This is a genomic window from Mesorhizobium montanum (genome assembly GCF_033977145.1).
GTDB lineage: Bacteria > Pseudomonadota > Alphaproteobacteria > Rhizobiales > Rhizobiaceae > Mesorhizobium > Mesorhizobium montanum.
This window is the reverse complement of the sequence record NZ_JAVIJF010000002.1, coordinates 383520-409303: the sequence shown is the minus strand read 5'-3', so window position 1 is coordinate 409303 and position 25784 is coordinate 383520. Positions and strand designations below refer to the sequence as shown.

General features: G+C 62.5%; 19 protein-coding genes. 8 read left to right on the top strand and 11 right to left on the bottom strand.

Going from position 1 to position 25784, the window contains the following annotated elements:
- Positions 1-43: 43 nt before the first annotated feature.
- The 9 genes from tssJ to tssA form a co-directional block, all read right to left on the bottom strand.
- Entirely contained in the window at positions 44-496 is a 453-nt protein-coding gene (gene tssJ, locus RFM68_RS04230) for a type VI secretion system lipoprotein TssJ (protein ID WP_320231414.1), read from the bottom strand.
- A gap of 4 nt (positions 497-500) precedes the next feature.
- Positions 501-1961, bottom strand: coding sequence for a type VI secretion system-associated FHA domain protein TagH (gene tagH, locus RFM68_RS04225; RefSeq protein ID WP_320231412.1), 1461 nt, complete (start codon positions 1959-1961; stop codon positions 501-503).
- Positions 1958-3016, bottom strand: a complete 1059-nt coding sequence (tssG, locus tag RFM68_RS04220) for a type VI secretion system baseplate subunit TssG (RefSeq protein ID WP_320231410.1) — start codon at positions 3014-3016, stop codon at positions 1958-1960. Before tssG ends, tagH begins: the two co-directional genes overlap by 4 nt.
- Positions 2980-4854, bottom strand: coding sequence for a type VI secretion system baseplate subunit TssF (tssF, locus tag RFM68_RS04215; RefSeq protein ID WP_320231409.1), 1875 nt, complete (start codon positions 4852-4854; stop codon positions 2980-2982). Before tssF ends, tssG begins: the two co-directional genes overlap by 37 nt.
- A 1-nt stretch (position 4855) precedes the next feature.
- Positions 4856-5608, bottom strand: coding sequence for a type VI secretion system baseplate subunit TssE (gene tssE / locus RFM68_RS04210; RefSeq protein ID WP_320231407.1), 753 nt, complete (start codon positions 5606-5608; stop codon positions 4856-4858).
- The gene (locus tag RFM68_RS04205; protein ID WP_320231471.1) at positions 5595-6044 is read right to left on the bottom strand and encodes an Hcp family type VI secretion system effector; all 450 of its coding nucleotides are present in this window, start codon (positions 6042-6044) and stop codon (positions 5595-5597) included. The genes tssE and RFM68_RS04205 overlap by 14 nt, the downstream gene beginning before the upstream one ends.
- Positions 6045-6121: 77 nt before the next feature.
- Complete coding sequence (gene tssC, locus RFM68_RS04200; RefSeq protein WP_320231406.1) at positions 6122-7627, bottom strand: type VI secretion system contractile sheath large subunit; 1506 nt, start codon at positions 7625-7627, stop codon at positions 6122-6124.
- Between the two features lie 3 nt (positions 7628-7630).
- Complete coding sequence (gene tssB / locus RFM68_RS04195; RefSeq protein WP_320231405.1) at positions 7631-8167, bottom strand: type VI secretion system contractile sheath small subunit; 537 nt, start codon at positions 8165-8167, stop codon at positions 7631-7633.
- Between the two features lie 5 nt (positions 8168-8172).
- Positions 8173-9345: a type VI secretion system protein TssA gene (gene tssA / locus RFM68_RS04190; RefSeq protein WP_320231404.1), complete on the bottom strand. Its 1173-nt coding sequence runs from the start codon at positions 9343-9345 to the stop codon at positions 8173-8175.
- 334 nt (positions 9346-9679) lie between these two features.
- Between tssA and RFM68_RS04185 the strand changes: the two genes are divergently transcribed.
- Both RFM68_RS04185 and RFM68_RS04180 read left to right on the top strand, forming a co-directional pair.
- Positions 9680-12499, top strand: coding sequence for a type VI secretion system ATPase TssH (locus RFM68_RS04185; RefSeq protein ID WP_320231403.1), 2820 nt, complete (start codon positions 9680-9682; stop codon positions 12497-12499).
- Between the two features lie 467 nt (positions 12500-12966).
- On the top strand, positions 12967-13161 hold the full coding sequence (locus RFM68_RS04180; protein WP_320231401.1) for a hypothetical protein: 195 nt from the start codon (positions 12967-12969) through the stop codon (positions 13159-13161).
- Between the two features lie 135 nt (positions 13162-13296).
- Here RFM68_RS04180 and RFM68_RS04175 read toward each other — a convergent pair whose 3' ends face one another.
- Together RFM68_RS04175 and RFM68_RS04170 are read right to left on the bottom strand one after the other, a co-directional pair.
- Complete coding sequence (locus RFM68_RS04175) at positions 13297-14670, bottom strand: HlyD family type I secretion periplasmic adaptor subunit (protein ID WP_320231400.1); 1374 nt, start codon at positions 14668-14670, stop codon at positions 13297-13299.
- Entirely contained in the window at positions 14663-16411 is a 1749-nt protein-coding gene (locus tag RFM68_RS04170) for a type I secretion system permease/ATPase (protein ID WP_320231398.1), read from the bottom strand. The genes RFM68_RS04175 and RFM68_RS04170 overlap by 8 nt, the downstream gene beginning before the upstream one ends.
- Before the next feature lie 412 nt (positions 16412-16823).
- Between RFM68_RS04170 and RFM68_RS04165 the strand changes: the two genes are divergently transcribed.
- The 6 genes from RFM68_RS04165 (at position 16824) to RFM68_RS04140 (ending at position 25774) form a co-directional block, all read left to right on the top strand.
- Positions 16824-18278: a calcium-binding protein gene (locus tag RFM68_RS04165; RefSeq protein ID WP_320231397.1), complete on the top strand. Its 1455-nt coding sequence runs from the start codon at positions 16824-16826 to the stop codon at positions 18276-18278.
- 307 nt (positions 18279-18585) lie between these two features.
- Complete coding sequence (locus RFM68_RS04160) at positions 18586-18816, top strand: hypothetical protein (protein WP_320231396.1); 231 nt, start codon at positions 18586-18588, stop codon at positions 18814-18816.
- A gap of 289 nt (positions 18817-19105) precedes the next feature.
- Positions 19106-20317 (top strand): glycosyltransferase family 4 protein, encoded by a 1212-nt coding sequence (locus RFM68_RS04155; RefSeq protein WP_320231394.1) that lies wholly within the window; start codon positions 19106-19108, stop codon positions 20315-20317.
- A gap of 107 nt (positions 20318-20424) precedes the next feature.
- Positions 20425-21576: an O-antigen ligase family protein gene (locus RFM68_RS04150; protein WP_320231393.1), complete on the top strand. Its 1152-nt coding sequence runs from the start codon at positions 20425-20427 to the stop codon at positions 21574-21576.
- Complete coding sequence (gene asnB / locus RFM68_RS04145) at positions 21576-23564, top strand: asparagine synthase (glutamine-hydrolyzing) (protein WP_320231392.1); 1989 nt, start codon at positions 21576-21578, stop codon at positions 23562-23564. Before RFM68_RS04150 ends, asnB begins: the two co-directional genes overlap by 1 nt.
- Positions 23565-23566: 2 nt before the next feature.
- Positions 23567-25774 (top strand): GumC family protein, encoded by a 2208-nt coding sequence (locus RFM68_RS04140; protein ID WP_320231391.1) that lies wholly within the window; start codon positions 23567-23569, stop codon positions 25772-25774.
- The last annotated feature ends 10 nt before the right edge of the window (positions 25775-25784 follow it).

Sequence of the window (25784 nt, the reverse complement as noted above, 5' to 3'; positions counted from 1 at the left end):
ATGATCGTTTCCAAAACCGGTTCCCACTTTTTGGGATCATGCTCTAAGCGGAAATGCCGCCCTTGCCGAGGCTGACGTTGATGGTGAATTTCGACCCTGGCGAAACCGACTTGGTCGTGCGCCAGTTGCGTCCGCCAGGTTCGCGGATCAGCGCGACGAAGCCGAGCGCCGTCGCGTTCGGTTCGACCGTGATGGTCTTTGCCGAGGTCTTGCCCGGCGCGACCGAGATCGCGTCGGAGCCGATCAGGTCGGCGCCGAGCGCCGAGCCGGCATCGCCCTGCAGGGCGAAATAGTCGGCCGAATTGAACTTGCCGGTGCTGGCAAGCCGCATCACCAGCACGGTCACCGGCCGGTCGCCGCCGCCCGGTCCCGGATTCATGCCGGCGCCACCAGTCACATTGACCGAGATAACCGATGGTTTCGGCGGGCCGCTCTGGCAAGCCGCAAGCAGCCCCGTCGCGCCGATGGCAACGATGAATTCGCGTCTGTCGATCATGTCCCTACTCCTCTTCATATGCATCCCTGAAATCTGCGCCGATCTCGCCCAGGAAGCTCGATTCCGCGCTCTGGGCGATGTCGCGGTGGCGTTTCTGGTAGAGCTCCCACAGCTTGGCGTTGCGTCCGCCGGACAGCAGATTGCCGATTGCGGAATTGGATTTGAGCTCTTCCTCGATCGCGGCCGGATCGAAACGGTCGATCATGCGCCGCAGAGCTGCCTGCACGCCGCGCCAGGCGCGCACGTGATGTTGCGCGAGGTCCTTGACCGCGTCGCCGATCGCCGCCTCGCCGGAGAGAAAACCGGGACTGCGTTCCGCGATGATGGTGACGATGACATCCTCGACCGTCGGCAGGAATTTGAGCGGGTTGACCTCGGAGGCGCCGACCATCGTCTGGGCGACACGCGCGCTTCCCTTCTCCTCGGCGCGCTTGCGCAGCAGCTGCATCAGGCCGTCGAGCATCAGCCTGTATTCCCGCCCGAACTTCTCCATTTCGGCAATCGCATCGCGCCCCGGAAAATCGGCCTCCTCGATGCCCATGCCGCGCAAGAAAGCGGCGCGCAGTGCCATGTCGCTGGGCGCCGGTTGCGTCGGGCGTGACGGCTTGGGAACGGGAACAGGGCGTGGCGGCGGAGCAGGGGGTTCGGCCACCTGCACCGGTATCTCCCATGGACGAGCGGCCTGCGGCTTTTCGGCGGGGCGCTCGACACGACCAGCTGGATCGGTGCCGTTGCCTGGAGCGGGCGTCGCGGCCGGCCCGAAACTGAAATCGTCATCGAAGCCGGACGGTTTCGGCGCGGGTTGTGCTGAATCGCCGCGCGAAGGCATCTCGCCGAAGGCGAATGGATCCGACCGGCCAGCGGCGGGCTCTTCGTTCGAGGCCGGCGTCGCCACCGGATCGAGGCTGAACGGGTCGTCGAAGGCCGGCGAGTTGCGCTGGCTCGAGGCGCGATCGTAAGCCCCGGGCACCGGCTGCTCGAACGGATCGGGCAGCCCGGCCGGGCGCGGCCGCTGCGGCTCTTCCTCGACCTTGGCCGAGAAGAAGTCGTCGCCGCCGATGCTGGCCGGAGTCGGTGCTTTCGGCGATGACCATGCAGGTGCGGGGTGGCTAGCGACCGGGGCCTGGCCGACTGACGTCCGGTTCGTCTTGGATTGAACCTCGACATGGAGCACATAGTCGCCCATGCGGAGCCGCATACCGCTTTGCAGCCGCGTCGACCTGCCGGTCCCGAGCGGGCTGTCGGAGTCGTCGATGAACAATCCGCTGCTCGACGTGTCGGTGACGTAATAGCCGTCGCGGCCGCCACTGATCTTGCAATGGGCGCGTGAGACGAACATGTCCGGGTCGTCGATCTGCCAGCCGGCATCGGCGCTGCGCCCGATCACCAGTTCGCCCTCGTCCAGCCGGGTCTGCCTGACCACCTGTGAACGTGGGCCCTGTTCCAAGGTCAGAAGCAGACTCATGCGGCTGCCTCCGCCATTTCCGGCCGCCAGCCGACGATGGTGCGCAACCTGAGATCGTCGGCATCCCCCTTTTCGGCGGGGCGCGGAAGCCAGGAGGTTCGGCCGAGCTGGATGGCTCCGATCTTCGGCTGCGGCACCGCGTCGCGCGCAAGCACGATGCGCAGATCGACATCGAGCGCTTCGCCGATCATGTCGCGCACTGCTTTCTTGAACAGGGCGAGGCGCCGTTCGCCGGGCAGGAACGACTTGAAGTCGTCGAGGCTCAGCGGACCGACCCGCAACTCGATCCGGCTCTGGCGGCTGAAGACGCGCGGGCCGATCGTCGCTCCGCTGCCGAGCGCCGCATAGGCCTTGCCGATGCGGCTCTGCAGCGCCGCCGGGATGGTCATCCAGGCGGCGACGAATTCTTTGATCCGCACGGGCACCTTGAAGGCCGTGGCGAGAAACAGCGTCAGCCGCTCCGCGCCATCGACCTGGTTGGCCAGCGATCCAGCTTGACGCAGCCGCACCGCATCGAGCTCGGCATCCTGTGTGCCGGGAAGGCCGATCCCTGCCATCGCCTCAAGCATGGCACGGACGCGTCCGCCGACCGAACGTTCGACCTGCACCGCCGGATGCGCGTCGGCCCAGGCGCGGTAGTAGAGCGCGATCATGCGATGCTGCAGGATGTTGACGAAGTCGACGAAGGTCGTGTCGCTGGTCTGCTCGGCATCGGCGCCGGTGAACCAGCGCTGCGACAGCCGGTCGAGCACCCAGCGCGTCAGATGCAGAGGCATCGGCCCTTCCGGCCCGAGCAGGCCGAGATTGGCAACGGTCACCCGCGCCGGAGCCTTGTCTCTGGCCTCCTGGAATTTGACCACGTCGCTCGCCGAGAAGCTCAGGCGCACATGCTGGCCGAGCCTTGCCGGCTCGCGGTCCGCGGTTCCGGAATGGCCGAACAGCCCGCGCCGCTGCTCCAGGCGACGCAGCAGCTCGAAGAAGTCGAAGCTCTCCGACAGCGCCTTCGGGGCAGGCCGCGCTAGATCAGGTAGCGATTGCCGGGCGTCATCGGCCATGGCACATCCTCCTGCTTCTGCAGCAGCCGCGTACGGGTCCGCACGAAACCGTTTATCCCGGCATGGCGGGCAAACAGCCGCGCAAGCAGAGCCGAAAGCAGCAGCGAGCTTTGACCCGCCAGCACCGACTGGTCGACATGCAACGTCACCTCGGTGCCGCGTCCGAAACACATCGGTCCGTCGATCTTGAGCCGCTCGATGACAGGGCGCGAGTCGATGCGGGTGATCGAATGCACGTTGCGGGCAAGGCTTGGATCACCGCGATCGGCGTAGAGGTCGAGCAATGCATGCAGCGGATCGACGCCGCGGCCTTCCTTGGCAAGGCTTAGGAAGTTGAGCGAGAGCTGCGCCACCAGTCGCCAGGCGAGATTGTCGGCGCGGGATTCACCCTCGGCGCCGGCCGGCAGCGCTGCCGGGATCGCCGGCTGCGGCGGCCGCAGCGCGCCCAGCAACCGCACCGCTTCGACCGGATCCGCGGTCTCCAGCGTCAGCGCCGGCGTGTCGTCCAGGATCGGCAGGTCGCGGTTGGTGCAGAGCGCCATGATGTCGAGCCGCTTCAGCGGCCGATTGGGCTGGCTGCCGGCCGGACGCGAGACGGCGAGGAACACGTCGTCGCCCGTGTAGGAGGTGCGGGTCAGGCCGTCGCGCCGCTCGTCCTCCGTGGCCCGGCGCGGGCGCCGCTCCGTCGAATAGACCCAGCCGCTGCCGCGGTTCTGTCCCAGGCTGAACAACTCGGGAATTATCGCTTCGCTGCCTTCCGCGTCGGCATCTTCCACCCGGATAACGCGGAAAATCTCGAAATCCCGCGCACGGGTGCGGTCGGCGTGCAGCACCTGGCGCGTCCGGCGCGGATCGATCTCGATGACGTTGCATTCGCGTTCGAAGAGATTGATGATCGGCGTTGCGAACAGTTCGAAATCGGCGACCGTCACATCGGCTAGCTCCGGCACCGGACGCCGGAACAGGAAGATGATCTCGATTCCCCCATCGCATTTGCGAACCACCGGCTGCAGGCCGGCGACCCGCACATAGTGGAAGCGCTCGGGGATCATGAAATATTCGCGCAGCAGCCGGTAGCCTTCGAAGGTCGGGCGTGTGCGCGGCATCAGCGCTTCATCGTCGCTTATGCCGATCATTTCGGGCTCGGGCAGCGCAGCAAGCGGATTGGTCTTGCCTTCCGGCCGCGCGCCGACGGCCGAACAGGCGCCGAAGATCGCGTCAAAGATGAGCGGCGCCTTGGCGCGCCCGGCGAAATAAAGGTCGAGACGGTCGAGCGACAATTCGCTGAGTTTGCCCTTTCCGGTTCGGGTGAGCGCGATACGGAATGCCGCCTCGCCGCGCACGCCGCCGACCGGCGCGATGCCGGCCGCCCCCAGCGCGCTGCGATCCTGGAAATAGCTGACCGAGGTGATCGCTATCGGCCACAGCGTGACTTCCTGCGCGGTGGTGAAGGTTGAGCGCGTCGAAAGCCCCGGATGCAGGCTGGAGACCAGCCGCGTGCCGCGGGCGACGGCGTGGCCGGCGATCATCGACTGCACTTGCTGGCCGGGTTTCAGCACGGCCATCGCCGTCGCCGGCGCCGGTGTCACCAGGTCCGGATAAAGCACATCGAGCACGGCGCGCGAGAAGCGCGAGCGCTCCGCGTCGACCTTCAGCCGCGTGCGCGCGGCAAGAAAGGCCACGCCGTCGAGCAGCCGCTCGACATAAGGGTCGGGGCAGGGAACGGTGTCGAGGGAAAGGTTGCGGGCAACCGCCGGATGCATATCCGCGAATTCGGCGGCCAGCGCGCGGATATGGGTCAGTTCTTCTTCGTAATACTCCACGAAGACCCGATCCATCTCAGGTCTCCCTGAATTCGGTTCGCGCCAGGCCGTTGTCGAGATTGATCGTGGTGCGCAGCCGCATGCGTTCCGGCGTCGGCGTCATGATCAGCACGGCATCGATTTCGATCTTGAGGCCGACGCTTTTGTCGCCGAGCGTGACATTGACGGTCGTGGCGCTCTCCTTGAGACGCGGCTCGAAGGTGGCGAGCACGGCGCGGATCTCGCGCGCCAGGGTATCGCGGTCGAAATCCCGCGAAGAGCGGCCCGAAAAGGATGGCACGCCATAATTGACGACGCTGCGGCGCACTTCCGGAAAATCGGCGAGCGGCGGCAGTTCGTCCAAAGGCTGTTCGTGTTCGGTATCGGAAAGCATCGGTACGGACTCGAAGCGCTCGGTGTTGAACAGGGCCTCGATGTCGCGCCGAACGGCTTCCCGCAGCACGCGCGCCGAAACCACCACGCCGCGGCTCTCGATTTCGGTGCGATGCTCGGTCTGGAAGACAAGCCGCTGCAGGCGCCGTTTCTGCTCGGACGTGAGCTCGGCATCGGCATCGATGGCCCGCGCGCTGCCGGCAAGAAGTACCTCGACGCGCTCGGCGCCGAGTTCTTCTTCCAGCAGACGGCGCAGCCCGTCGATCTCCGACGTCAGCCCGGGCAAGTCGTTGACGAGGCGGTCCCAAAGGGAGGGCTGGACCGCCTCGCGTTTTGCCCGGGAACTGCCGGCAAGCTGCGCTTTCGCACCAGGCCGCCTGGCCTCACTTGCCGACATAGACGTCCATTTCGATCTCGTCGTCCTTGTCGTAGACGAACTTGATCTTCTTGTAGGCGAAGCTGACTTCTTCCTCGATCAGGTCTGGCTCGTCGCGAGCCTGCCGCATGTCGTATTCCATGATCGAGGCGTCGGTGAGCGTCACGACCAAATAGTCGCTGGTCTCGCCGTCAATGGTGCGGCGCGCCGAAAACACCACCTCGTCCAGCGCCTTGTTCTCGAACAGCGCCTTCTTGAGGTAGGGCGACGACTTGTCGTAATGCTTGAAGAACTTGATCATGCCCATCGACACGCGGCCGCGTCGCGACAGCGAATTAGGGTCGTAGGGCGCGATCATCTTGTAATCGACGCCATGGATCTCGATCTGGTCTTCATGGCCGTCGCGCTTGCTCGGGCCCTTGATATCCGGGACTTTCAGGAAGCCGTCGATTTTCATCGAAGGCGCATCGGTTCTGTCTGGCATTGTCTTTCTCCACCGCTTTCAAACGAAACAAGATGACTTTGCTTATGATTTCAGCCCTTCACCGACGGCAGTTCAGATACCAGCCGGAGCGAGGCGTTGATGCCTTCCAACTGGTAGTGCGGCCGCAGATAGAAGCGGGCATTGTAGTAACCGGGCCGGCCCTCGACGCTGTCGACTTGCACCTCCGCCGCGGCAAGCGGGCGCTTGGCGCGCGCCTTGTCGTCGGCAAAGGCCGGATTGGCCAGCACGTATCGGTTGATCCATTCGGTCAACCAGATCTCCATGTCGGTACGCTCCTTGAACGACCCGATCTTGTCGCGCGCGATCGCCTTCAGGTAATGCGCGAAGCGCGACACCGGGAAGAGGTAGGGCAGGTTGGCTGAGAGCCGCTCGTTCGATTGAGCGTCCGGATCGACCAATCGCCCGGCGCGGGTCTCGTCGTCCTGCAGCGAATGCGCACCGATGAACGCCGCCAAGTCGGTGTTCTTGCGGTGCAGGATCGGCATCAGCCCGAGCTTGGCCAATTCCGCCTCGCGCCGGTCGTCGATGGCGACTTCCGTCGGGCATTTCATCGCGATCGACCCGTCATCTGTCGGGAAGGCGTGCACCGGCAGGTTGAGCACCGTGCCGCCGTTTTCGACGCCGCGGATCTGGGTGCCCCAGCCGTAGAGCTTGTGGCTGCGGTTGATGTTTACGCCCATTGGGAAGGCGGCATTCATCCAGACATATTTGTTATGGTCGCCGCCCACCTCCTCCTCGAAAGTGAAGCCTTTCACCGGAACGGTTTCGGAGCCGTAGGGCAGGCGCCCCAGCACGCGCGGCATGGTGAGGCCGATGTAGCGGGCATCCTCGCTTTCGCGCAGCGACTGCCACGATGCATAGGCCGGGTTGTTCACGATCATCTGCAGGTCCTGCGGGTTCGGCAGTTCCTGCCAGCTGTCCATGCGGAACAGCCGTGGCGAGGCCGCCGCGATGAACGGCGTATGCGCCGAGGCACAGACACCCGAGATGTTGCGCAGCAGGCCGACGTCGCGCGGATGGTTGGAGAACTCGTAGGCGCCGATGATGCAGCCGATCGGCTCGCCGCCCAGCATCGAATACTCGTCCGTGTAGACTTTCTTGAAGATCGGGCTCTGGTCCCACATCTGGCCTTCATAGTCTTCAAGCGTGTCGGCCAGCTGCTCCTTGGAGATGTTCATCACCCGGATCTTCAGCTTGGTATCCGTCTCGGTGTTGTTGATAAGGTACCAGAGGCCGCGCCAGGTGCCTTCCATCTCGCGCACTTCGGGCGCATGCAGGATCTCGTTGACCTGCGTCGTCAGCATCTTGTCGATGCCGGCGATCAGCGACTTGATCGACCTGATCGCATTGGACGAGATGGTCGTGGTCTCGGAGCGCGATTGCGCGGCCAGCGCCAGATTGCGCACCAGCTGCTGCAGCTTCTCGCTGTCGTCCTTCTTGACCTTGAAATCCTTTTCAAGGAGTCCGCTGAATTCGCCGAGATCGATGGCTTCCGCCTCGGCGGTGGCGGTTGCGGTCTTTTGCTGTTCGGCCATGACTTACTCCTCGCCCTTGCCGTCATCCATCGCCTGGCCGGCGATCTTGCTCAGCAGCGGCTCGTTGTTCAGAAGCTGCGCGATGCGCTTTTCCGCGTCGACGCGGCCGTCCATGAAGCCCAGCAGCTCCTCGAGCTGACGGCGCATCTTCAGGATCTCGGCCAGTTGCGGGACCTGCTCGGCGACTTTGTCCGGCGCGAAATCGCCCATCTTGGAGAAGGTGAGATCGACGGCTAGCTCTTCGTCGCGCTCCTGGCCCTCGGCCTGCGGCAGGGTGTTCTTCACCCGCGCCTTCACGCGTGGCCCCATGGCCTCCATAAATTTCGGGAAGCGGTTGGCGTCGGTTTCGACGAAGTTACGGTCGAGGACCGACTTCGACGCTTCCTTGGTCTGTGAAGCGCCGGAAAGGTCGGCCATCACGGCCATGACGAACGGCAGTTCGATCGTCGTCGGGCTGCCGTAGGTTTCAACGTCGTAGGCGATCTGCACGCGCGGTGCGCGGTTTCTTTCGATGACCTTCGCTTTGCTCTCTGCTGGCATGCTTGTTACCTTTCATCCTTCTGGGCCGGCTTCTTGGGATCGGGGACACCGGCAAGCAGCCGGAATTCCTTCAGCCCCGATGGGGCGAGATCTTCCATCAGCTCCACGAAATCCATGTGCACCATCCGGCGCACGCGGCGCGCGAGGTGCGGAATGGGGCTGGACGGTTCGGTGCGGTCGTAGAAGGCGACGACGAGGTCGAGGCATTTGACGACTTCATCGCGCGAGTTGATCCGGTCCGGCAGACCGGTGCTCGCGTCCACAGAGCTTGCCACACTTGCCATCGTCTCGGCTCCATGACCGTTTCGGGCGGTCGTCGATGCCGGCTGTGCCGGCTGCGGGGCAGTTTTTGCAGCGCCATTCGCAGCGGCGCCGGCACTGGAATTTCGCTCCAGCGTCGTCAGCAAACGCTGCAGGAACTTCTTCAATTCCGGGACAGTGGCGCCATTGCCTTCGATACGGGTGTTGAGCGCAGCGTCCACCGCGTCGAGGGCCGCGATCGCGGCGCGCGCGTCGGCCAGCAGCGTCGTCATCGCGTCCGCTGCCTGATCGATTTGCGCCGCGCATCCCGTGCGCACCCGGTTCAACAGCTGGTTGTGGGCGCTCGTCAGCGCCGCCTTTTCGGCGGTCCCCAGACCAGAGGCTGCTTCTTGCAGCATGACGCGCTCGTCGAGCGCAGCCTGTTCCAGGTCCCGGCCGCTGATCGGCCCGATCGCGCGCGGTGAAAAGAAAATCTCCTGCCTGAGGTTCGCCAGCAGGCCTTCCTGGCCGTTTTGCAGGTCAAGCAGCGCGTTGATGCGGCGCAAGGCGGCTTCGCGCGGCGCGCCGGTGCGCAGCGACGGGTGCATCGTGTCCCAGTACTGCTCGAAGGTCCGCGTAATCAGCGTCAGCCCCTGGGCGAGGCCGGCCAGGCCTTCTTCATTGGCGAGAGCGCGCGTGACGAGAACCAGCAGACGCAAGTCCCGGCCGCGGAGCCGCAATTCTTCTGCCTTTTCCAGAACGGCTGCCCAGTTTACCGGGAGAGTGGTCTGCGAGGTTTTGTTGCCGCCGTCGTGGACCACCTTGAGCTGGGCTTCGGTCAGGCGCTCCAGCTCGTGAAAAGCCGGGTCGTTGCGCAAGTCCTCTCCCGACGGATTCGCACCGTTCAGAGGATTCAGCCAGAGTGCGAGATCAATCACACCTACCCCCAGCCAGCGGCCCTGAGACCCCTATGTGACGCAACGTTATCACCGGCCCCACGCCACGACAATTGAGCATCTGCTCAAAAACTAACGGAAGCTAAACGCGACCGTTCTCATTCGCCGAACCCATCGCGCGATTGCCGGACCGGGTATGTGAAATGGCTCGCATAGCCCAGGCAGCAATCCGGTGTTTGTTGCAGCGAGTTTGCAAGGCTTGTGTAACCGGGCGGTGCCGCCCGGATAGATACAAACGCCTTATCCGTCACACGGCTTTGTCAAGCGGCCGCTTATATGGCAGGGTACGGGCGACAGGTTGCGGGGAGCAGGTTCGATGGAACAGCGCCGGTCATCGCAAAGTTTCAAGCGTAAGGAATTGGTCGCAAAGCTCAATGCCACGGGGGTGCGCGCCTTCAAGGCGGCGGCCGACACCGCCAAGCTGCGCGGCAATCCCTATGTCGAGCTCGTCCACTTCATCCAGCAACTGGTGCTGTCCGAGCGATCGGACGTGCAGATGATCCTTGCCGACGCCGGCATCGATGCCAGCCGGCTGACGGCGGACATGACCCGCGCTATCGACAAGCTGCCTTACGGCGCCACCTCGTTGGAGGAATTCTCCGACCACATCTTCCACGCCATCCAGGAGGGTTGGAACCTGGCAACGCTGGAATTCGGCGTGGAAGAGGTGCGCAGCGCCCATATCCTGCTTGCCTGCCTGAAGACGCCGGTGCTGGAAGGCCTGGTGTCGAAGATCAGCGCCGAATTCGACAAGATCGATGCCGACGGTGTCATTTCCCGCTTTGCCGATGTCACGGAAGGCTCGCTCGAAGCCGGCTCATCTCCTGCCGCTCCTGCCGCCGAGACGCCGATGAAGCGCGGTCCGGGCGGGGATTCGGCACTGGCGAAATACGCCACCGATCTCACCCAGCGCGCCCGCGACGGCAAGATCGATCCGGTCGTCGGCCGCGATCCGGAAATAAGGCAGATCGTCGACATCCTGATGCGACGCCGGCAAAACAACCCGATCCTGACCGGCGAGGCCGGCGTCGGCAAGACGGCGGTCGTCGAGGGCTTTGCGCTGCGCATCGCCCAGGGCGACGTGCCGCCGACGCTTGAGAACGTCAGCGTGCGCATGCTCGATGTCGGGCTGATGCAGGCGGGCGCCAGCGTCAAGGGCGAGTTCGAGAAGCGGCTGAAGGCGGTGATCGACGAGGTCCAGGCCTCCGAGGTGCCGATCATCCTGTTCATCGACGAGGCGCATACGTTGATCGGGGCCGGCGGCGCGGCGGGGACAGGCGATGCGGCCAATCTGCTGAAACCGGCACTGGCGCGGGGCGAGCTGCGCACCATCGCGGCGACCACCTGGGCCGAGTACAAGCAGCACATCGAGAAGGACCCGGCGCTGACCCGCCGTTTCCAGGTGGTCAAGATCGAGGAACCATCGGAAGCGGTGGCCGTGCTGATGCTGCGCGGCGTCGCCGGCGTGCTCGAGCAGCACCACAAGGTGCAGATCCTGGACGAGGCGATCGAGGCGGCGGTCTCGCTTTCGCATCGCTATATCCCGGCCAGGCAGTTGCCGGACAAGGCGGTCAGCCTGCTCGACACCGCCTGCGCCCGCGTCGCGATCTCGCAGCATGCGACGCCGGCCGAGGTCGAGGACATCCTGCGCCGCCGTCAGGCGCTCGAGGTCGAGAGCGGCATCATCGGCCGCGAGGCGGCGATCGGCATCGACGTCGTCGACCGGCAGGCGAGGGTCGACGCCGGGCTGGCGGAAACCGAGACGACTTTAGCCGCCGCCCAGGCGCGTTGGGATCGCGAAAAGACGCTGGTGGCCGAGATCCTCGACCTGCGCGCCAAATTGCGCGGCGAGGGTGTGCCGCTCGACGAGGCGGCCGAGGAGGCCGACGGGGAAACGGAAAGCGCGGACGCGGCGGCGAAGGCGCCTGTGCAAAAGCCGGCCGAGAGCAAGGCCGCTGAGACCAAGGCTCAGAAAGCCAAGGCCTCGAAAGCCAAGGGATCCAAGACTGCAAAGGCCGAAGCGGCTTCCGCCGAGCCGGAGGATAAAGCCGCCGCCGACCTTGCGCGGCTGCGCGAACTGATGGCGGAACTCGCCGCGGCGCAGGGTGAGACACCACTGATCCTGCCTTCGGTCGACCGCAACGCCGTGGCGGCTGTTGTCCAGGATTGGACCGGCATTCCAACCGGACGAATGCTGTCCAGCCAGACCGAGAAGGCGTTGAAGCTCGCCGCTACGCTGTCCGAACGTGTCGTCGGGCAAGACCATGCGATGGAAATGATCGCCAAACGCGTGCAGACCAGCCGCGCCGGTCTTGGCGCGCCGGAAAAGCCCGTCGGCGTGTTCCTGCTTTGCGGCCCCTCCGGCGTAGGCAAGACCGAAACTGCGCTGGCGCTTGCCGAGACACTTTATGGCGGCGAGCAGAACCTGATCTCGATCAACATGTCTGAGTTCCAGGAAGCGCACACCGTCTCGACGCTGAAGGGGGCGCCGCCCGGCTATGTCGGTTACGGCAAGGGCGGCATCCTGACCGAGGCGGTGCGCCGAAAACCCTATTCGGTGATCCTGCTCGATGAGGTCGAGAAGGCGCATCCAGACGTGCACGAGATCTTCTTCCAGGTCTTCGACAAGGGCATGATGGATGACAGCGAGGGCCGGCGCATCGATTTCAAGAATTCGCTGATCCTGCTCACCTCGAATGTCGGCTCCGACGTCATCATGGATCGCACGAAGAATGGCACCGTACGGACCGGGATCGACGATCTGGACACCGCCTTGCGCGCTCCGCTCCTGAAAGTGTTTCCCGCCGCCTTCCTCGGCCGCGTGGTGACCATCCCCTACTATCCGCTCTCGGACGCGATGATCGAGGCGATCGCCAGGCATCAATTCGGCAAGATCGCGCGCCGGCTCAGGGCTACCAACGATGCCGAACTGGTCATCGGCGACGGCGTGATGGATCTGGTGAAGGCGCGCTGCACCGAGATCGAATCCGGAGGGCGCATGATCGACGCGATCCTCACCAACACACTGCTGCCGGAACTCAGCCGCGGCGTGCTCAACCGCTCGCTCGAGGGCAAGAAAATGACGAAAGTCATCGTCGGCGCCTCGGCGGAAGGATTTACCTACGCGTTCGAATAGTTCTGCACGGGAGCGGCCCGGCATTCCGGCGGCTCAAGTTGCCACGCTCACGTCGCCACGCGCCGGGCCTGACCGGCGGGGGCTGAACGAGAAACATGGCACCGGCTGAATTAAGCCATATCAGCTTTTGCTAATTTTTCTGCCATGCGAACGAAGGATACGAGCGGCCAAAAGGGTCCGGACGGCCACGCCTCCGCGTTTTGGTGGCGAAGACGCGCAAGGGCGAGGAAAGCGGCGGCAACGACTTCGGGAAGAGAGTCAGCGTCGGGAATCACCTAGGTTAAAGCCGGGCTCGCCAAGGTGACGCAATATCGCTTTGCCTCACCGTCCCTCGGGCGAGGTGAGACCCGGCCTACGGTCCTGGTCAAGAACATGATCCGGTCGGCCGAATCTCTTGGGAGGACATTTATAGGCGCGTGCATTTGGAATTTACACTGAATGGCCGGTTCATCTCGGGAGAGGTTGCAATGGCTTTGTCCAACCGCCTGTTCGACCAGGATCTGACGTTCCAATGCCCCCTCTGCCACGCCGGGTTGGTGAAGAAAGGCTCCTGGATCAAAAGCATCACGACCTTCAAGTGCGAACAATGCCAAGAAAGGGTGCGGCTACCCTATGGCGACAAGCTGGCGATTTTCGAGCGGCACCTGCGGCTGGCGGGATGATGGCATTCGGCCTTGGTGTCAGGCGCTCTCGCGTTTCAGACCCGGTCCAACATGGAAGTAAGTTCGCCGGTCACCACGGCGGAGCCGGGTACCGCTCGGCAGGCCCGGGAGGCCCGGATTGCAGCCCAGACCGGCTTACCGGAAAGCGCGTGACATCTGGTCGGTGAGCGGCTTCAGCAGATAGGACCAGACGCTGCGCTGGCCTGTACTGATATGAACCTCGGCCGGCATGCCGGGCTTGAGCACCTTCGTGTCTGTCAGGCAATCGGTCTTGTTTTCGACGCTGATGCGCGCCGAGAAATAAGAGAGTTGGCGCTGCTGGTCCTTGATCAGGTCTGCGGAAATCCACTTCACCGTCCCCTGGCAGGCGGGTGTCGTGCCGGCGTCGAATGCCGGGAAACGGATCGAGACGGGTTGGCCGGAACGAACGTCATCCACTCGAGACGGAGGAACGAGCGCGTCCACAACCAGATTGTCGGCATCGGGGACAATTGTCATGAGCAACTCCCCTGGAGCGATCACGCCGCCGACCGTATGGACACTGGACTGTTGTACCGTTCCCGACTGCGGGGCGCGGATTTCAGTTTTGGTCAACTCGTCCTGCGCCACGATCTTGCGCTCGTCGAGTTCGGTCCGCTTGGCTTCCGTTTCACGCAGCTCCTTCGTTACTTCGCTGCGTCTTTGTTCGTCAAGCTGCAGCACCTGCAACTCGGTTTCGGTGATCTTGACCTGGGCTTCCGCGACCGCCGCCGCCAACCGCCCGGACTCACCCTTGGCCCTTGTCGCGTCCAGCCTGACGTTGCTAAGCCTCTCTTTTGAAACCAATTTCTTCGAATAGAGAGAATCCACATCCGTGAGATCGCGGCCTAGCAAAGCCGCGGATTCGTCCATCGCAGCCTGCTGGGCCTTCAGTCCTTCGAGCTGACGCTGAATCTGCTCGGTTTGGCTCCGAAGAAGCGTTTTCTGGCCGGCCAATTCCGACGCTCGCGTTTCGAGCAAGGCGCGCTCGCCATCGACCAGCGCCACCACGCCTGGCTGGCCCATCTGTGCCTGAAGAGCGGCTGGAAGCCGCATTGTCGCCAGCCCCTGACGCTCCGCCTCCAGCCGGGCAAGCCGTGCCGTGGCGCGGTCGAAATCCTCGCTGATGATCTCGAGGTTTGCCCGCGCCAGCGTATCGTCCAGCCTGACCAGCACGTCGCCGGCCCGAACATGATCGCCATCTTGCGCAAAAATGCCGCTGATCGTGCCGCCAGCCTGGTGCTGGACCTTCTTGGTATTGCTTTCAACCACCACGGTCGCGGGTGCGATCACGGCACCTGCAATCTCGGTCAAGCCAAGCCACAGTCCTCCGCCAACGACCAGCAGGCAAGTCACCGCCAGTCCGAGAGCCAGGCTGGATCCGAGGCTGCCGGGCGGCTTCAATAAGTTCGCACCCACGGAGGGCGAAGCAGCATCGAACCAGGCATAGGACCGCAGGAACGCAAGAACGCGAGGCAGGACGTCACGCATGTCCACTCACGCCCCTTTGCGTCGGAATAATCGGACGTTGGATGGCTGGAGCGGGCGGTCGCGCCATACTGGCCAGGACCTCCTCGCGGGAGCCGAACGAGCGGACCATGCCGTTGGCCAGCACCAGAACCTGATCAATGTTGGTGAGGGCGGACGGACGGTGCGCAACAACAATGACGATGCCCCCGCGCTGCCGCACGGCCAGAATTGCTCCGGCAAGTGCTGCGTCACCTTCGACATCGAGATTTGAGTTTGGTTCATCCAGGACAACGAGAAACGGCTCGCCATAGAGTGCCCTGGCGAGGCCGATCAATTGTCTCTGGCCTGCCGACAAAGCCCTGCCGCCCTCGCCAATGCGTGTATGGAAACCCTCCGGCAAATGCATGATCATCGAGTAGACGCCTGCGGCCCTGGCGGCTGCAAGCACGCCTTTGGGATCGCTCTTGCCACCGAACCTGGAGATGTTGTCCGCTACGGTTCCATCAAAAAGTTCAACATCCTGCGGCAGATAGCCGATATAAGCGCCGAGCGCATGCGGGTTCCACTGATCGAGAGGGGCTCCGTCCAACCTTACTTTACCGTTGAGCGGTCGCCAGGCTCCGACCAACGCCCGCACGAGCGTCGTCTTGCCGGACCCGCTCGGGCCCACGATGGCCATGCCCGCGCCGCGGGACAGTTGGAAATTTACGTCGAGCACGGTCGGCTTTGGCATGCCAGGCGGCGCCACCGTCAACGTCTCGACCGTCAGCCGCGTTTGCGGCCGGGGCAATTCCATGGGTTCGATCGGGTCTTCAAACGACTCCAGCATCGCCTTGAGTTGGAAATAGCTATGTCGCGTCGCCAGAAAGCCTTTCCAGTTTGCAATCGCCGCATCAACCGGAGCAAGCGCGCGGCCCAGCAGTATCGATGATGCGATGATCACCCCAGGGGAGGCTTCGCCGCCGATGACCAGGTAAGCGCCGAGGCCCAGCACTGAAGACTGTAACGCCATCCTCAACGCCTTCGACAGCGAGCTGGTCCCTCCAATGATATCGGAGAGCCGCTCCTGATGTGCGAGGTAGCTATGAACGACGTCGCTCCAGCGCCCGGCCAGTCTGGAAGACAGGCCCATCGCATGGACGACCTCTGCATTGCGACGGCCGGACTCGGCAAGGGTGCGCTGCGAGATCATGGCTTCGGATGTCAGCCTGGCAGGCCTGCGACCGAAAATTTCCGCGACCGCGGTCAGCGCCACGACGGCAAGAGCACCGATGGTCGCCAGCACGCCGAGCGACGGGTGCAGCATATAGATGACCAGCAGATAAAACGGAATCCAAGGCGCATCGAAAATGACTGTCGGCCCGGATCCCGAAAGAAAGCCACGCAGGTGATCGAGGTCTCGCAACGGGTCCAGCCGGTCTGCCTCCCGGCCGGCCTTGAGCGGCAACAGCACCGATATGGCGAATGCCCTTTGGTGAAGATTTCTGTAGAGCCGGCTCGCAATGCGGACCAATAGACGAAGCCGCACGAAGTCGAGCAGTCCGTAGGCCGCGTATAGGCCCAGCATGCCAACGGTCAATCCAACCAGCGTCGGAACGCTCTGGGACGGCAGCACCCGGTCATAGACCTGGAGCATATAGAGAGACCCGGTCAATGCCAGGAGGTTCGTCACCGCGGAAAAAAGCCCAATCCCAAACAATCCCGGTGCGCAGTCCGACATTGCGGTCCGTAAAAGGGAGGATGATTCTTGCTTGCTCTTCATTTGCCTTCTGATTTTTCACACGGAGAACCGCGCGGCTTGGTTGGCCTTGCGCGATATGGGAAACCTTCACTGCATGGATATTGTCATGTCCGGGCGATATGCAGGACGTGAGGCGGCTCTAATGTAGCCTACTTTAATCGAAATGAAGCGAAATCGTGACCCTGTCCCAAAATGGGAGCGGGTGAATCAGTGGAAATCGGGGACAATATCGGGAGACGCGCTTCGTGATATGTTGACTAACGAAGCGCGACTGGACTGAAAACGCTGAGTTTTTTCTTGAAGCGGTCAACGAACGAACGGGTCGCGATCAATTATTTTGACCGGCGAAATCTGTATGTGATTTCTGTCTAATGTACCTTTCGTCTAGGCAAGCGGCGCGGGGGGCGTTGCCGAATTACAAGAAGGAACAAGCATGGCAACTCTGCACTATGCATCGGGCGGTTCGGCCGCCGAGGTTGCGACGGCCGGATTCAATCTGGCCGACGTCCAATATGTTTCCCAGGTGAATGAGCTTCCTGATGGAATGAAAGGATTGGTTTACCTCGGCGCCCATGACGGCGTTACCCAGTCGTTTATCGATAAAGTCACCCCGTTCCTCAACAATCCGAAGGTTTTCGGATTCTTCCTGATGGACGAGCCGGATCCGACCGGGAAATGGGGAACCTATGCCAGCACAGCAAATCTGAAGGCGGAATCCGACTGGATTCACTCGCATTTTCCAGGCGCGAAGACCTTCGTCACCATGATGAACATGGGGTCCTCAACCAATCCGGATTTCACCAACACCTATAATCCGGCCAGCACGGGGATCGACTACTACGGTCTTGATCCCTATCCGGTGCGCACCGGCACAACCGGCGTCGACTACAACATGATCGACAGAGCCGTGGCTGCCGCAGTCAAGTCCGGTATCCCGATCGACAAGATCATCCCGGTTTACCAAACCTTCGGCGGTGGTGGTTGGGAGACCGACACCGGCGGAAAGCACGTCATGCCCACCACGTCGCAAATGCAGACGATGATGGATCACTGGGCCAAGCTCGTGCCGTCGCCGGCATTCGACTACGCCTATGCCTGGGGTTCGCAGAATGGCGACACCGCGCTTGAGAACTCGCCGGAATTGCAGGCCTTCTTCCGGCAGCACAATGCCAACTCGACTTCGTCGACGCCGCCGACGACGACAGAGCCGACACCGCCACCAACCTCCGAACCTACGCCGTCAACGTCCGACGCGACGCCGCCGAAGACGACCACCACGGATTCTTCCCACGGCGATCATGTTATCAATGGCAGCAAGGGCAATGACACCTATCACGTCAACAATGCGCACGACAAAATAATGGAAGGTGTCGCTGGCGGCTTCGACAAGGTGATGGCCTCGGTCAGCTATGCCCTGTCCGCCGGCTCGCATATCGAACAGCTCTCCACCTCCAAGACGAGCGGCAAAACCGCCATCAATCTGACAGGCAACGAGTTCGGCCAGACGATCCTTGGCAACAACGGCGACAACAAGATAAACGGCGGCGGCGGGTCAGACCTGTTGAAGGGTTATGGTGGCCACGATGCCTTCGTGTTCAACACGGCCCTTGGCGCGAACAATATCGACAGGATCGCCGACTTCAACGTTTCTCAAGACAAGATCCATCTGGACCACGCCGTATTCGCCGGGCTTCAGAAAGGCGCGCTTGCAGCCGGCAATTTCCACGTCGGTCTCAGTGCACATGATGCGAGCGATCACATCATCTACAACAGTAACACAGGAGCGCTCTCTTTCGACAGCGACGGAATTGGCGGCCATGCGCAGACTCAATTTGCAAGCCTCGCGCCGCATCTGCACCTGGGCGAGAACTCCTTCCTTGTGATCTGACAGAGCGCCGGACCGGTAGGAGCGACTCAACGCTCCTACCGGTCCGGCCGCGTGCCGTTCCACGACATGGTCGGCCAACTGGAGTAAACCTCGACCGGACGACGATCAGCTCTCGTCCATTCGTCGCCCACTCGTCCTGTACGGTTTTTGCAACCGCTTTTCCCTGGACGTCAGATCCACCTTCAAAATCCGATCACCGCGCGCGCGTAGGATCGCAGCCCTCACGGCTTTTCCTGGCTTTGTGGAACATTTTGCCGCGATCGAGGTTGATGGGATTGGTCGCGGGACAAGGGTGCGGGAGGACAGCATGCCGAACTACGAGGTCGAGGAGATCTTCGCCGGAAAGGTGATCATCTCGCACAAGGTTGTTGCGCCAACGCCATTCCGAGCTGCAAAGCTCGCAACAAATCGGGACATTACCCTGCGAAACTCCGAGGTCCGGTGGATACGGGTCTTTGAGGAAGACAGACGGAACCGGGCATACGAGTATACCGCCATTGAGCGACCTCAGTTTGCGTCGCGCGGCGAGCCATTCTAGACCCTCCGATCATACGTTCGACAGGAAGGAATGCTCCTCCAAGGCAGCGTTAAAGCGCGCCTGAGCATTGCCGCTAGAACCTGGATAGGTTCCCGGCTGATCGCCCTGATCACTGCGCCGAACCGACTGGCTTCTGTCATTCGAACAGACGAGGACAAGCTTAGGGCCCGCCCATAGCTTTGATGGCCGATTGAACGCATTCCTCGCAAAGATAGCGGGCCATGAGAGACTATCCAGGTTCCGGCCATTTCGGGCAGCAGGCGGACCGTAGATTTTTGGGGGTGGCAAAATGAAGCCGCACCTGGTCTGCGTCGGCGGCGAGGATCACGCGCTAAGAATTCCATTTCTCATGGAGATGCGCGACAGGGGTTTTCAAGTCACTGCCGTTTCGACTTGCGACGGCGCCTCATTCCTGAGACACGGGATTGCGCACAGGCACTATGGATTTGACCGCTTCAGCAGCGGCAGCGGGAAAGCAGGCACGATCAGGGCACTTCGCAGATTGATAGCGGAGTTGCGTCCGGACATCGTGCAAAGCTTCGATACCAAGCCTAACCTCTTGACCCCGCTCGCGGCACGAGGACAGGTGCCGGTCGTCCGCACGATCAACGGCTTGGGCTGGACCTTTTCGTCGCTTGCGCCGCGCGCTTTGGCGCTTCGTCCGGTCTTCTGCGGCCTGCAGTGGCTGGCCTCGTTTTGGACAGCAGCGACGGTCTTCCAGAACCGTGACGATCAGACGTTCTTTGAAAGATATCGGCTGCTCGGATATGGCGACAAGCGCCTCATAGCCGGTTCCGGCATCGACTTAGGCTCGTTCGCGGCCGCAAGGCACCTCGGGCCGCCAGCTACGAGGATGCGCCAGGAATTCGGTCTTCAATCGGCTGAAGTCGTGATGTTTGTCGGGCGCCTTACTCGTCAAAAAGGCGTTCCGACGCTCCTCAAGGCTGTCCCAAAGATTCTCGCCAAGAGGCCGAATGCGCGCTTTGTTTTCATCGGGCCCTGGCAGTCCGAAGGGCCATTCGCCGTCGACGAAGCGGAATTTCGGCGATTTGGTTCGAATATTGTCGTGTTGGGGAAACGCCAGGATGTTCCCGCGCTTCTGGGTATGGCTGACGTATTCGCCTTTCCAACCGAATACCGCGAGGGGATTCCGCGTGTATTGCTGGAGGCCGGGCTTGCGGGTCTGCCCATCGTTGCCTCGAGGATGCCAGGCTGCACCGATGTCGTCCAGGATGGATGGAACGGCTATCTGGTTGAGCCGCGCGACGCGGACGCACTGGCAGATCGCATAGTCGACCTGCTCTCGGATCGCCAGCGCGCCAAGATCATGGGTGGCCGTACTGCCGCACTTGTAAGAGAGCGTTTTGCCCTCCCGCAAGTCGTTGAACAGTATTGCGATCTTTACAGGAACGTCCTCGCGGCTCAGGACAGAGGCGGTCTGGCACATCCAGTCTCGGCGGGTCTTATCGCCAAGCGCCGTTTGGACGAGGCGCGCCGATGATAAGGGATGCGTTGCTTGCTGCGGGCGTAACCTTGTCCTTCGCGTCGCAGATACTCGTGCCGGGCCTGCCATTCGGTTACGGCGAGCTTTGCCTCGTGCTTTGGATCATGCTGTCGGTCGGCCGGATATTGGCGGGCGCCCCCATCGAAGCGACGCCGGCCTTTCAACAACTGGCGAAGTTCTGGTCGCTCTTGTCGCTGACCCTGGCGATCGGCACAGTCGTCGGCTACTTCACGTCGGTGCTCTACCTCACCGGGTTGTCGCACGACGTGATGGCCTATGCTCTGCTGGCGAGCGTCACCTGCCTCGCAGCATTGGAACCTGACGCCGAGCGCCATCTGCGGCGTAGTGCATGGTGGGTGATCGCAATCGCCGTCGGCGCCTTCGCGATACAGCTCGGGCTTGGCTGGGGCTGGATCCAGCAGCCGGGAGTCGATCCTTGGTACTGGGACCGCTTGCGTGGGTGGTCCGAGAATCCCAACCAGCTCGCCCTTTATTGCGCCGTCTTCGGTCCACTGGCGCTGCATCTTGCAGTGACCACCGACAAGCGATGGGCTCAGTTCCTCGCGCTCTCCAGCCTTATCCCGATCTTTTATGTCGGACGGCTGACCAAAAGCGACACCTATCTCTACACGACCGTTCTGAGCAGCCTCGTTTTCCTTGGGCTGCGGCTGAGAGCATGGTTCGCGTCTGGCGGCGGCAGAGCCAGCTTTCCCCGGCAAATTGCGCTTTTGCTGATGGTTGCCGCTGTCCCGCTCGCGACAGCGGCGGCACCGTTTGCCGTTGCCGAGGAGAGCAACATGGCAAAGTTCGCCAAGAGCCTTACCAAGGACGGAGGCGGTGACGCAACGGAGGAGACATTCGACCTTCGGGTCTTTCTGTGGGGCGAGGCAATCGAGAAGGGATTGCAATCCTGGTCGCTCGGGCTTGGTCCCGGTCCGCACCTGGAGCGTCCGCCGGTCGCGGACAGGCAGTTTTTGGAGCGGCCATTCGAGGCTCACAACACAATACTGGATCTTTACCTTCAGGGAGGACTGGTGGCGGTCCTCGCCTTGGTTTGGATAGTCCGAGCGGCCGCCATCTCCGCCTGGCGCAGCCGTTCCGACGCGCTATCGGTGCTTCTTGCCTCGGTGGTTGTTTTCAGCATGCCACATCTGATCATCCGCCACCCGATCGTCTGGTTCGCGCTGACCTTCTGCCTGGTTGCAGGAATATCTCGCGACGTCCGCCCGCAGTCCCAGCATGTAAGGGTCGCGTGATGTGTGGCATTGCAGGAATTCTTGTCACACCCGAGGTGATGGATCCGAAGCTGCTCGAGGCGATAGGACAGATGACGAGCTCGCTGCGGCACCGCGGACCGGATGGCGAAGGACTATGGATGGATCGTGACGCCGGGGTTGCCCTGGGTCACCGACGCCTGGCCATAGTGGACCTGTCGAGGGCAGGGCACCAGCCGATGCGTTCCGCCACTGGACGGTTTGTAATTACCTTCAACGGGGAGATTTATAATTTCCGCGACCTGCGGCGCGAACTCGAAGGCGCAGGTCATCAGTTTCGCGGGACCGGCGACACCGAAGTCCTGCTGTGCGCCATCGAGATGTGGGGTCTCGAACATGCCCTGAGGCGCTGTGCAGGCATGTTTGCCTTTGCGTTGTGGGACCTGAAGACAAGGACCCTTCACCTCGCCCGGGACAGGATGGGCAAAAAGCCACTTTACGTCGCATTGGCCGGGCGTGCCCTGGTCTTTGCGTCGGAGCTCAAGGCTATCAGGTGCTTTCCGCTCTTTTCTCCTGAGCTCAATCTTGATGCCGCCGGGTCCATGCTTTCGAAAGGATGGGTGCCGGATCACACATGCATCTGGCAGAATGCGTTCAAGCTCCCTCCGGGTTCCGTGCTCTCGGTCAAACCCACGGATCTTGCGGGGACGAGCAGTGCGGCCTCGCTTTCCCGGCGTGTCGAGCATTGGTGGTCGCTGGCAGAAGTCGCCGCGAAAGGCCGCGAAGGACCAATCGCGGGCAGCGACGACGATCTCACCAATGAGCTGGACGGTCTGCTTCGGCTCGCAGTCCGCGAACGTATGATCTCCGATGTGCCTTTGGGCAGCTTTCTGTCCGGTGGGATCGACAGCTCCACCGTCGTGGCTCTGATGCAAGCCCAGTCCAGAAGTCCGGTGCGCACTTTCACCATCGCTTTCGCGGAGGGTGGCTTTGACGAGAGCTGCTATGCGGCCCAAGTGGCACGGCACCTAGGCACTGACCACACGGAGCTTCGCCTTTCGCCCGATGCCGCGCGCGACGTCATCCCGGAACTGCCCCGGATATGGGACGAGCCGTTCGCCGACGAATCCCAGATCCCCACTCTGCTCGTGGCGCGGCTCGCCCGCCAGCATGTCACGGTCGCTCTGACGGGCGACGGCGGAGATGAGTGCTTCGCCGGCTATGGCCGACACTTCATGGCGAACCGGCTGAAGCGCCAGCAAAGCCTTCCCCTGGCAGTGCGGCGAACGATGGCCTTGGGTCTAGGTCTGCTGGCCCGTGCAGCGCGCGAGGATATCCTGGGCAGGCTCCCTCTCACGGCAAATGTGCGCCACATGCTACGCAGCGACCGGCTCAATCGTTTCGCCGGCTTGCTCGGCGCAAGGCATGAAGATGAATTGTATCAGCGGTTGGTGACATCACCGACCGCGAGCCTCACTCGCCATGATCAGCCTGCTTCGGTCGACAGCTCGCCGAAACTCGACGGACTGCTGTCACGACTTCTCTATGATGACATGGCTGGCTATTTACCCGGCGACATACTGGTGAAGCTGGACCGCTCGACCATGGCCAACGGGCTGGAGGGGCGGTGTCCCTTGCTTGATCACCGCGTCGTGGAGTTCGCCTGGCGCTTGCCGTCGGATGCAAAGGTGCGCAACCACAGGGGTAAGTGGATCCTTCGCAATCTGCTGCGTCGGTATCTTCCTGAGCAGTTGATCGACCGGCCGAAGCAAGGGTTCGACGTTCCTGTTGCCGCATGGTTGAGAGGTCGATTGCGCAACTGGGCGGCCGATCTTCTCGCAGATATCCGGCGCGACGGCGATGACGTGCTGGATAGCGCCAAGGTTGACGGCTGCTGGCGCGATCATATGCGAGGGCAGGACCGCTCACGCGAATTGTGGTCCGCGTTGATGTTTCAGGCCTGGCGCAATGAGGCAAGGCAAACGCCCGCCACGATCCCATCGCGCGAACTCGACATGGCAGGAGTATGAAAATGGCAGGTTCCGCCGTCAGCCGAATCAAACTTCCGCGAGGCGCCTCGCAACCTGTCCCAACAGTTATCGAATCCAGGGAACGCCCGCGGCCGCGGCGCGAAAATATCGACCCATCGACTACCACCCACCAGACGTTGGTGCTTCTGGCGAGAGGGAAATGGTTGATCCTTGCCTTTGCCGTTTTGGGCGGAATCCTCGCGGCGCTTGTGGGACTTGCTCGCCCCGTGATGTTCGAGGCGACCAGCCAGCTGATAATCGACCCGCCGGAACGCAGCTCGATTGCTCCGGGTGGGTCTTCCGCGCAGGACCTTGTCGATTCCAGCATCGATGACCACATCACCATGCTTTCGTCGCAGGGGCACCTGCGCCGGGTCGCGGCGGCGCTGCATGACATGGAAAGCGTCACGCCGGTCGCGCGCGCGCCCAATACCGAAACGTCCAAGCCTGGTTCAGGTCCAGCATCGACAGGGTCACGTGCCGCCGAGATCATCGAGCGACTTTGGCCGCAAGGCGCGCAGGCGGCCGTCGATCCCGACCTGAAGGTGCTGAGGAATAGAACAAGGATTGGGCAGGAACTGCGCTCGAGGGTCATCTCCGTCGCTTTCGCGGACGAAGATCCGGTGCGGGCTGCCCTGGTGGCCAACACATTTTCTAAAGTCTACATCGACGAGCTCGCGAAAAAACGGCAGGCCGAGGACAAGCTGGAACTCGATTCTGTCACCGCCAGTCTGCCAGCCGTGCAAAGCGATCTCGTCGCGGCGACCGATCGGCTGGAGAAATACCGGCTGAGCCATGGGGCCGTCGATCAAGGCGCGGCTGATAATGCAGCCAGGGAAAGGGCTGATCTCAGCCAGCAGATATCGATGTCAAAGGCCAATCTCGCGGCGACGGAAGCGCGCCTTCAACATATTCAGGACCTTCGTAAACAGGGTGCTCCAGTCGCCTCGCTGGCCGAAGCCATGGGCACACCGGCGTTGGCTGATCTTGCGGATCGCCTTGCCAAGGCGCCGGCGGACAAGGATCTAAGCGCGGAGATTGACAATGAGGTCCAGCAAGGCCTTGCGAGGATCGAGGCGGAGGTGAGCACGTATCGAGCTCAGGTCGACACGCTGGAAGATCGCACCAATGTTCTCGACGTGGTCGTCGCCGACACCGCCAGCCGGCTTTCCGGGTTGCGCGCACTCGAGCCGCAGGTCAACCTGCTCACCCAAAGATACAACGAGCTCCTGAGCCGACAGCAGGATCTGACGAGGCGCGTCGGCGCTCCCTCGGCAGGCGTCTCGATCCTTTCTCCGGCATGGCCGCCGGCCAAACCACAGACCTTGCCGCCGATCTTCCTGGTGCCGCCGGGGATGATTGCGTTCGCCCTACTTGGCGCGATCTTCGTGCTGGCCCGCAACAGATTCAACCGCACCTTGCGCGGTGAGGCCGAGACCGAAGCAGCGCTCAGAGTGCCCTGCATCGGCCTTCTCCCCGATCCGGGCAAGGTCCATACGAAGCAGCTGCGGGAATTGATCCTCGGGCAGCCCAAATCGGTTTACAGTCGCGCCGCGATGTCACTTCTGGTCGCGGCGGCTCCAAATCAAGCCCGGGCCCGCTCGCCACATACTATTCTTGTCACATCCAGCCTGCGCGATGACGGCGCGAATGAACTTGCATGGAGCCTGGCACTGGCTGCTACACGGCTGGGCGGTCCAGTTCTTCTGATCGATCTTGAACCCACACACCATCAACTCACGCTCGAGTTCCTGCATCAATGCAGCGGGCCCAAAGCGCGCCGTTCGTTCGGCGAGTTCATCGGCAACCGCTGTACCTTGGAGGATGCGGTCGCTGGCGTGCCTGGCGTAGGCGTCGACCTGATGACCCTTGCGCCGGGCGACGATCTGCTTGGACTTCTGACGCGCGCGGACAGCCTCGAATGCAGGGATGAACTGCAGGCTGAGTACAGCCTGATCATCATTAACGGGCCGTCCGGCCTTGCCGGACCGGAAGCAAGGTTCCTGACGAGTTGGGCGGATGCGATCCTTCTTGCCATCCGCTGGAATAGGACGCCGCGCGATATCGCTCGCGGCGTTTTGGAGCTGCTTCAAAGGGACGGCGCAGTTTCGATTCCGATAGGGAGCGTCCTTACCCGGGTCAATCTCAAACGACACGCCAAATATCGGTTCGGTGACAGCGCGGATTTGTTGCTTGCGCGGATACTGTGAGTCCCGGCCG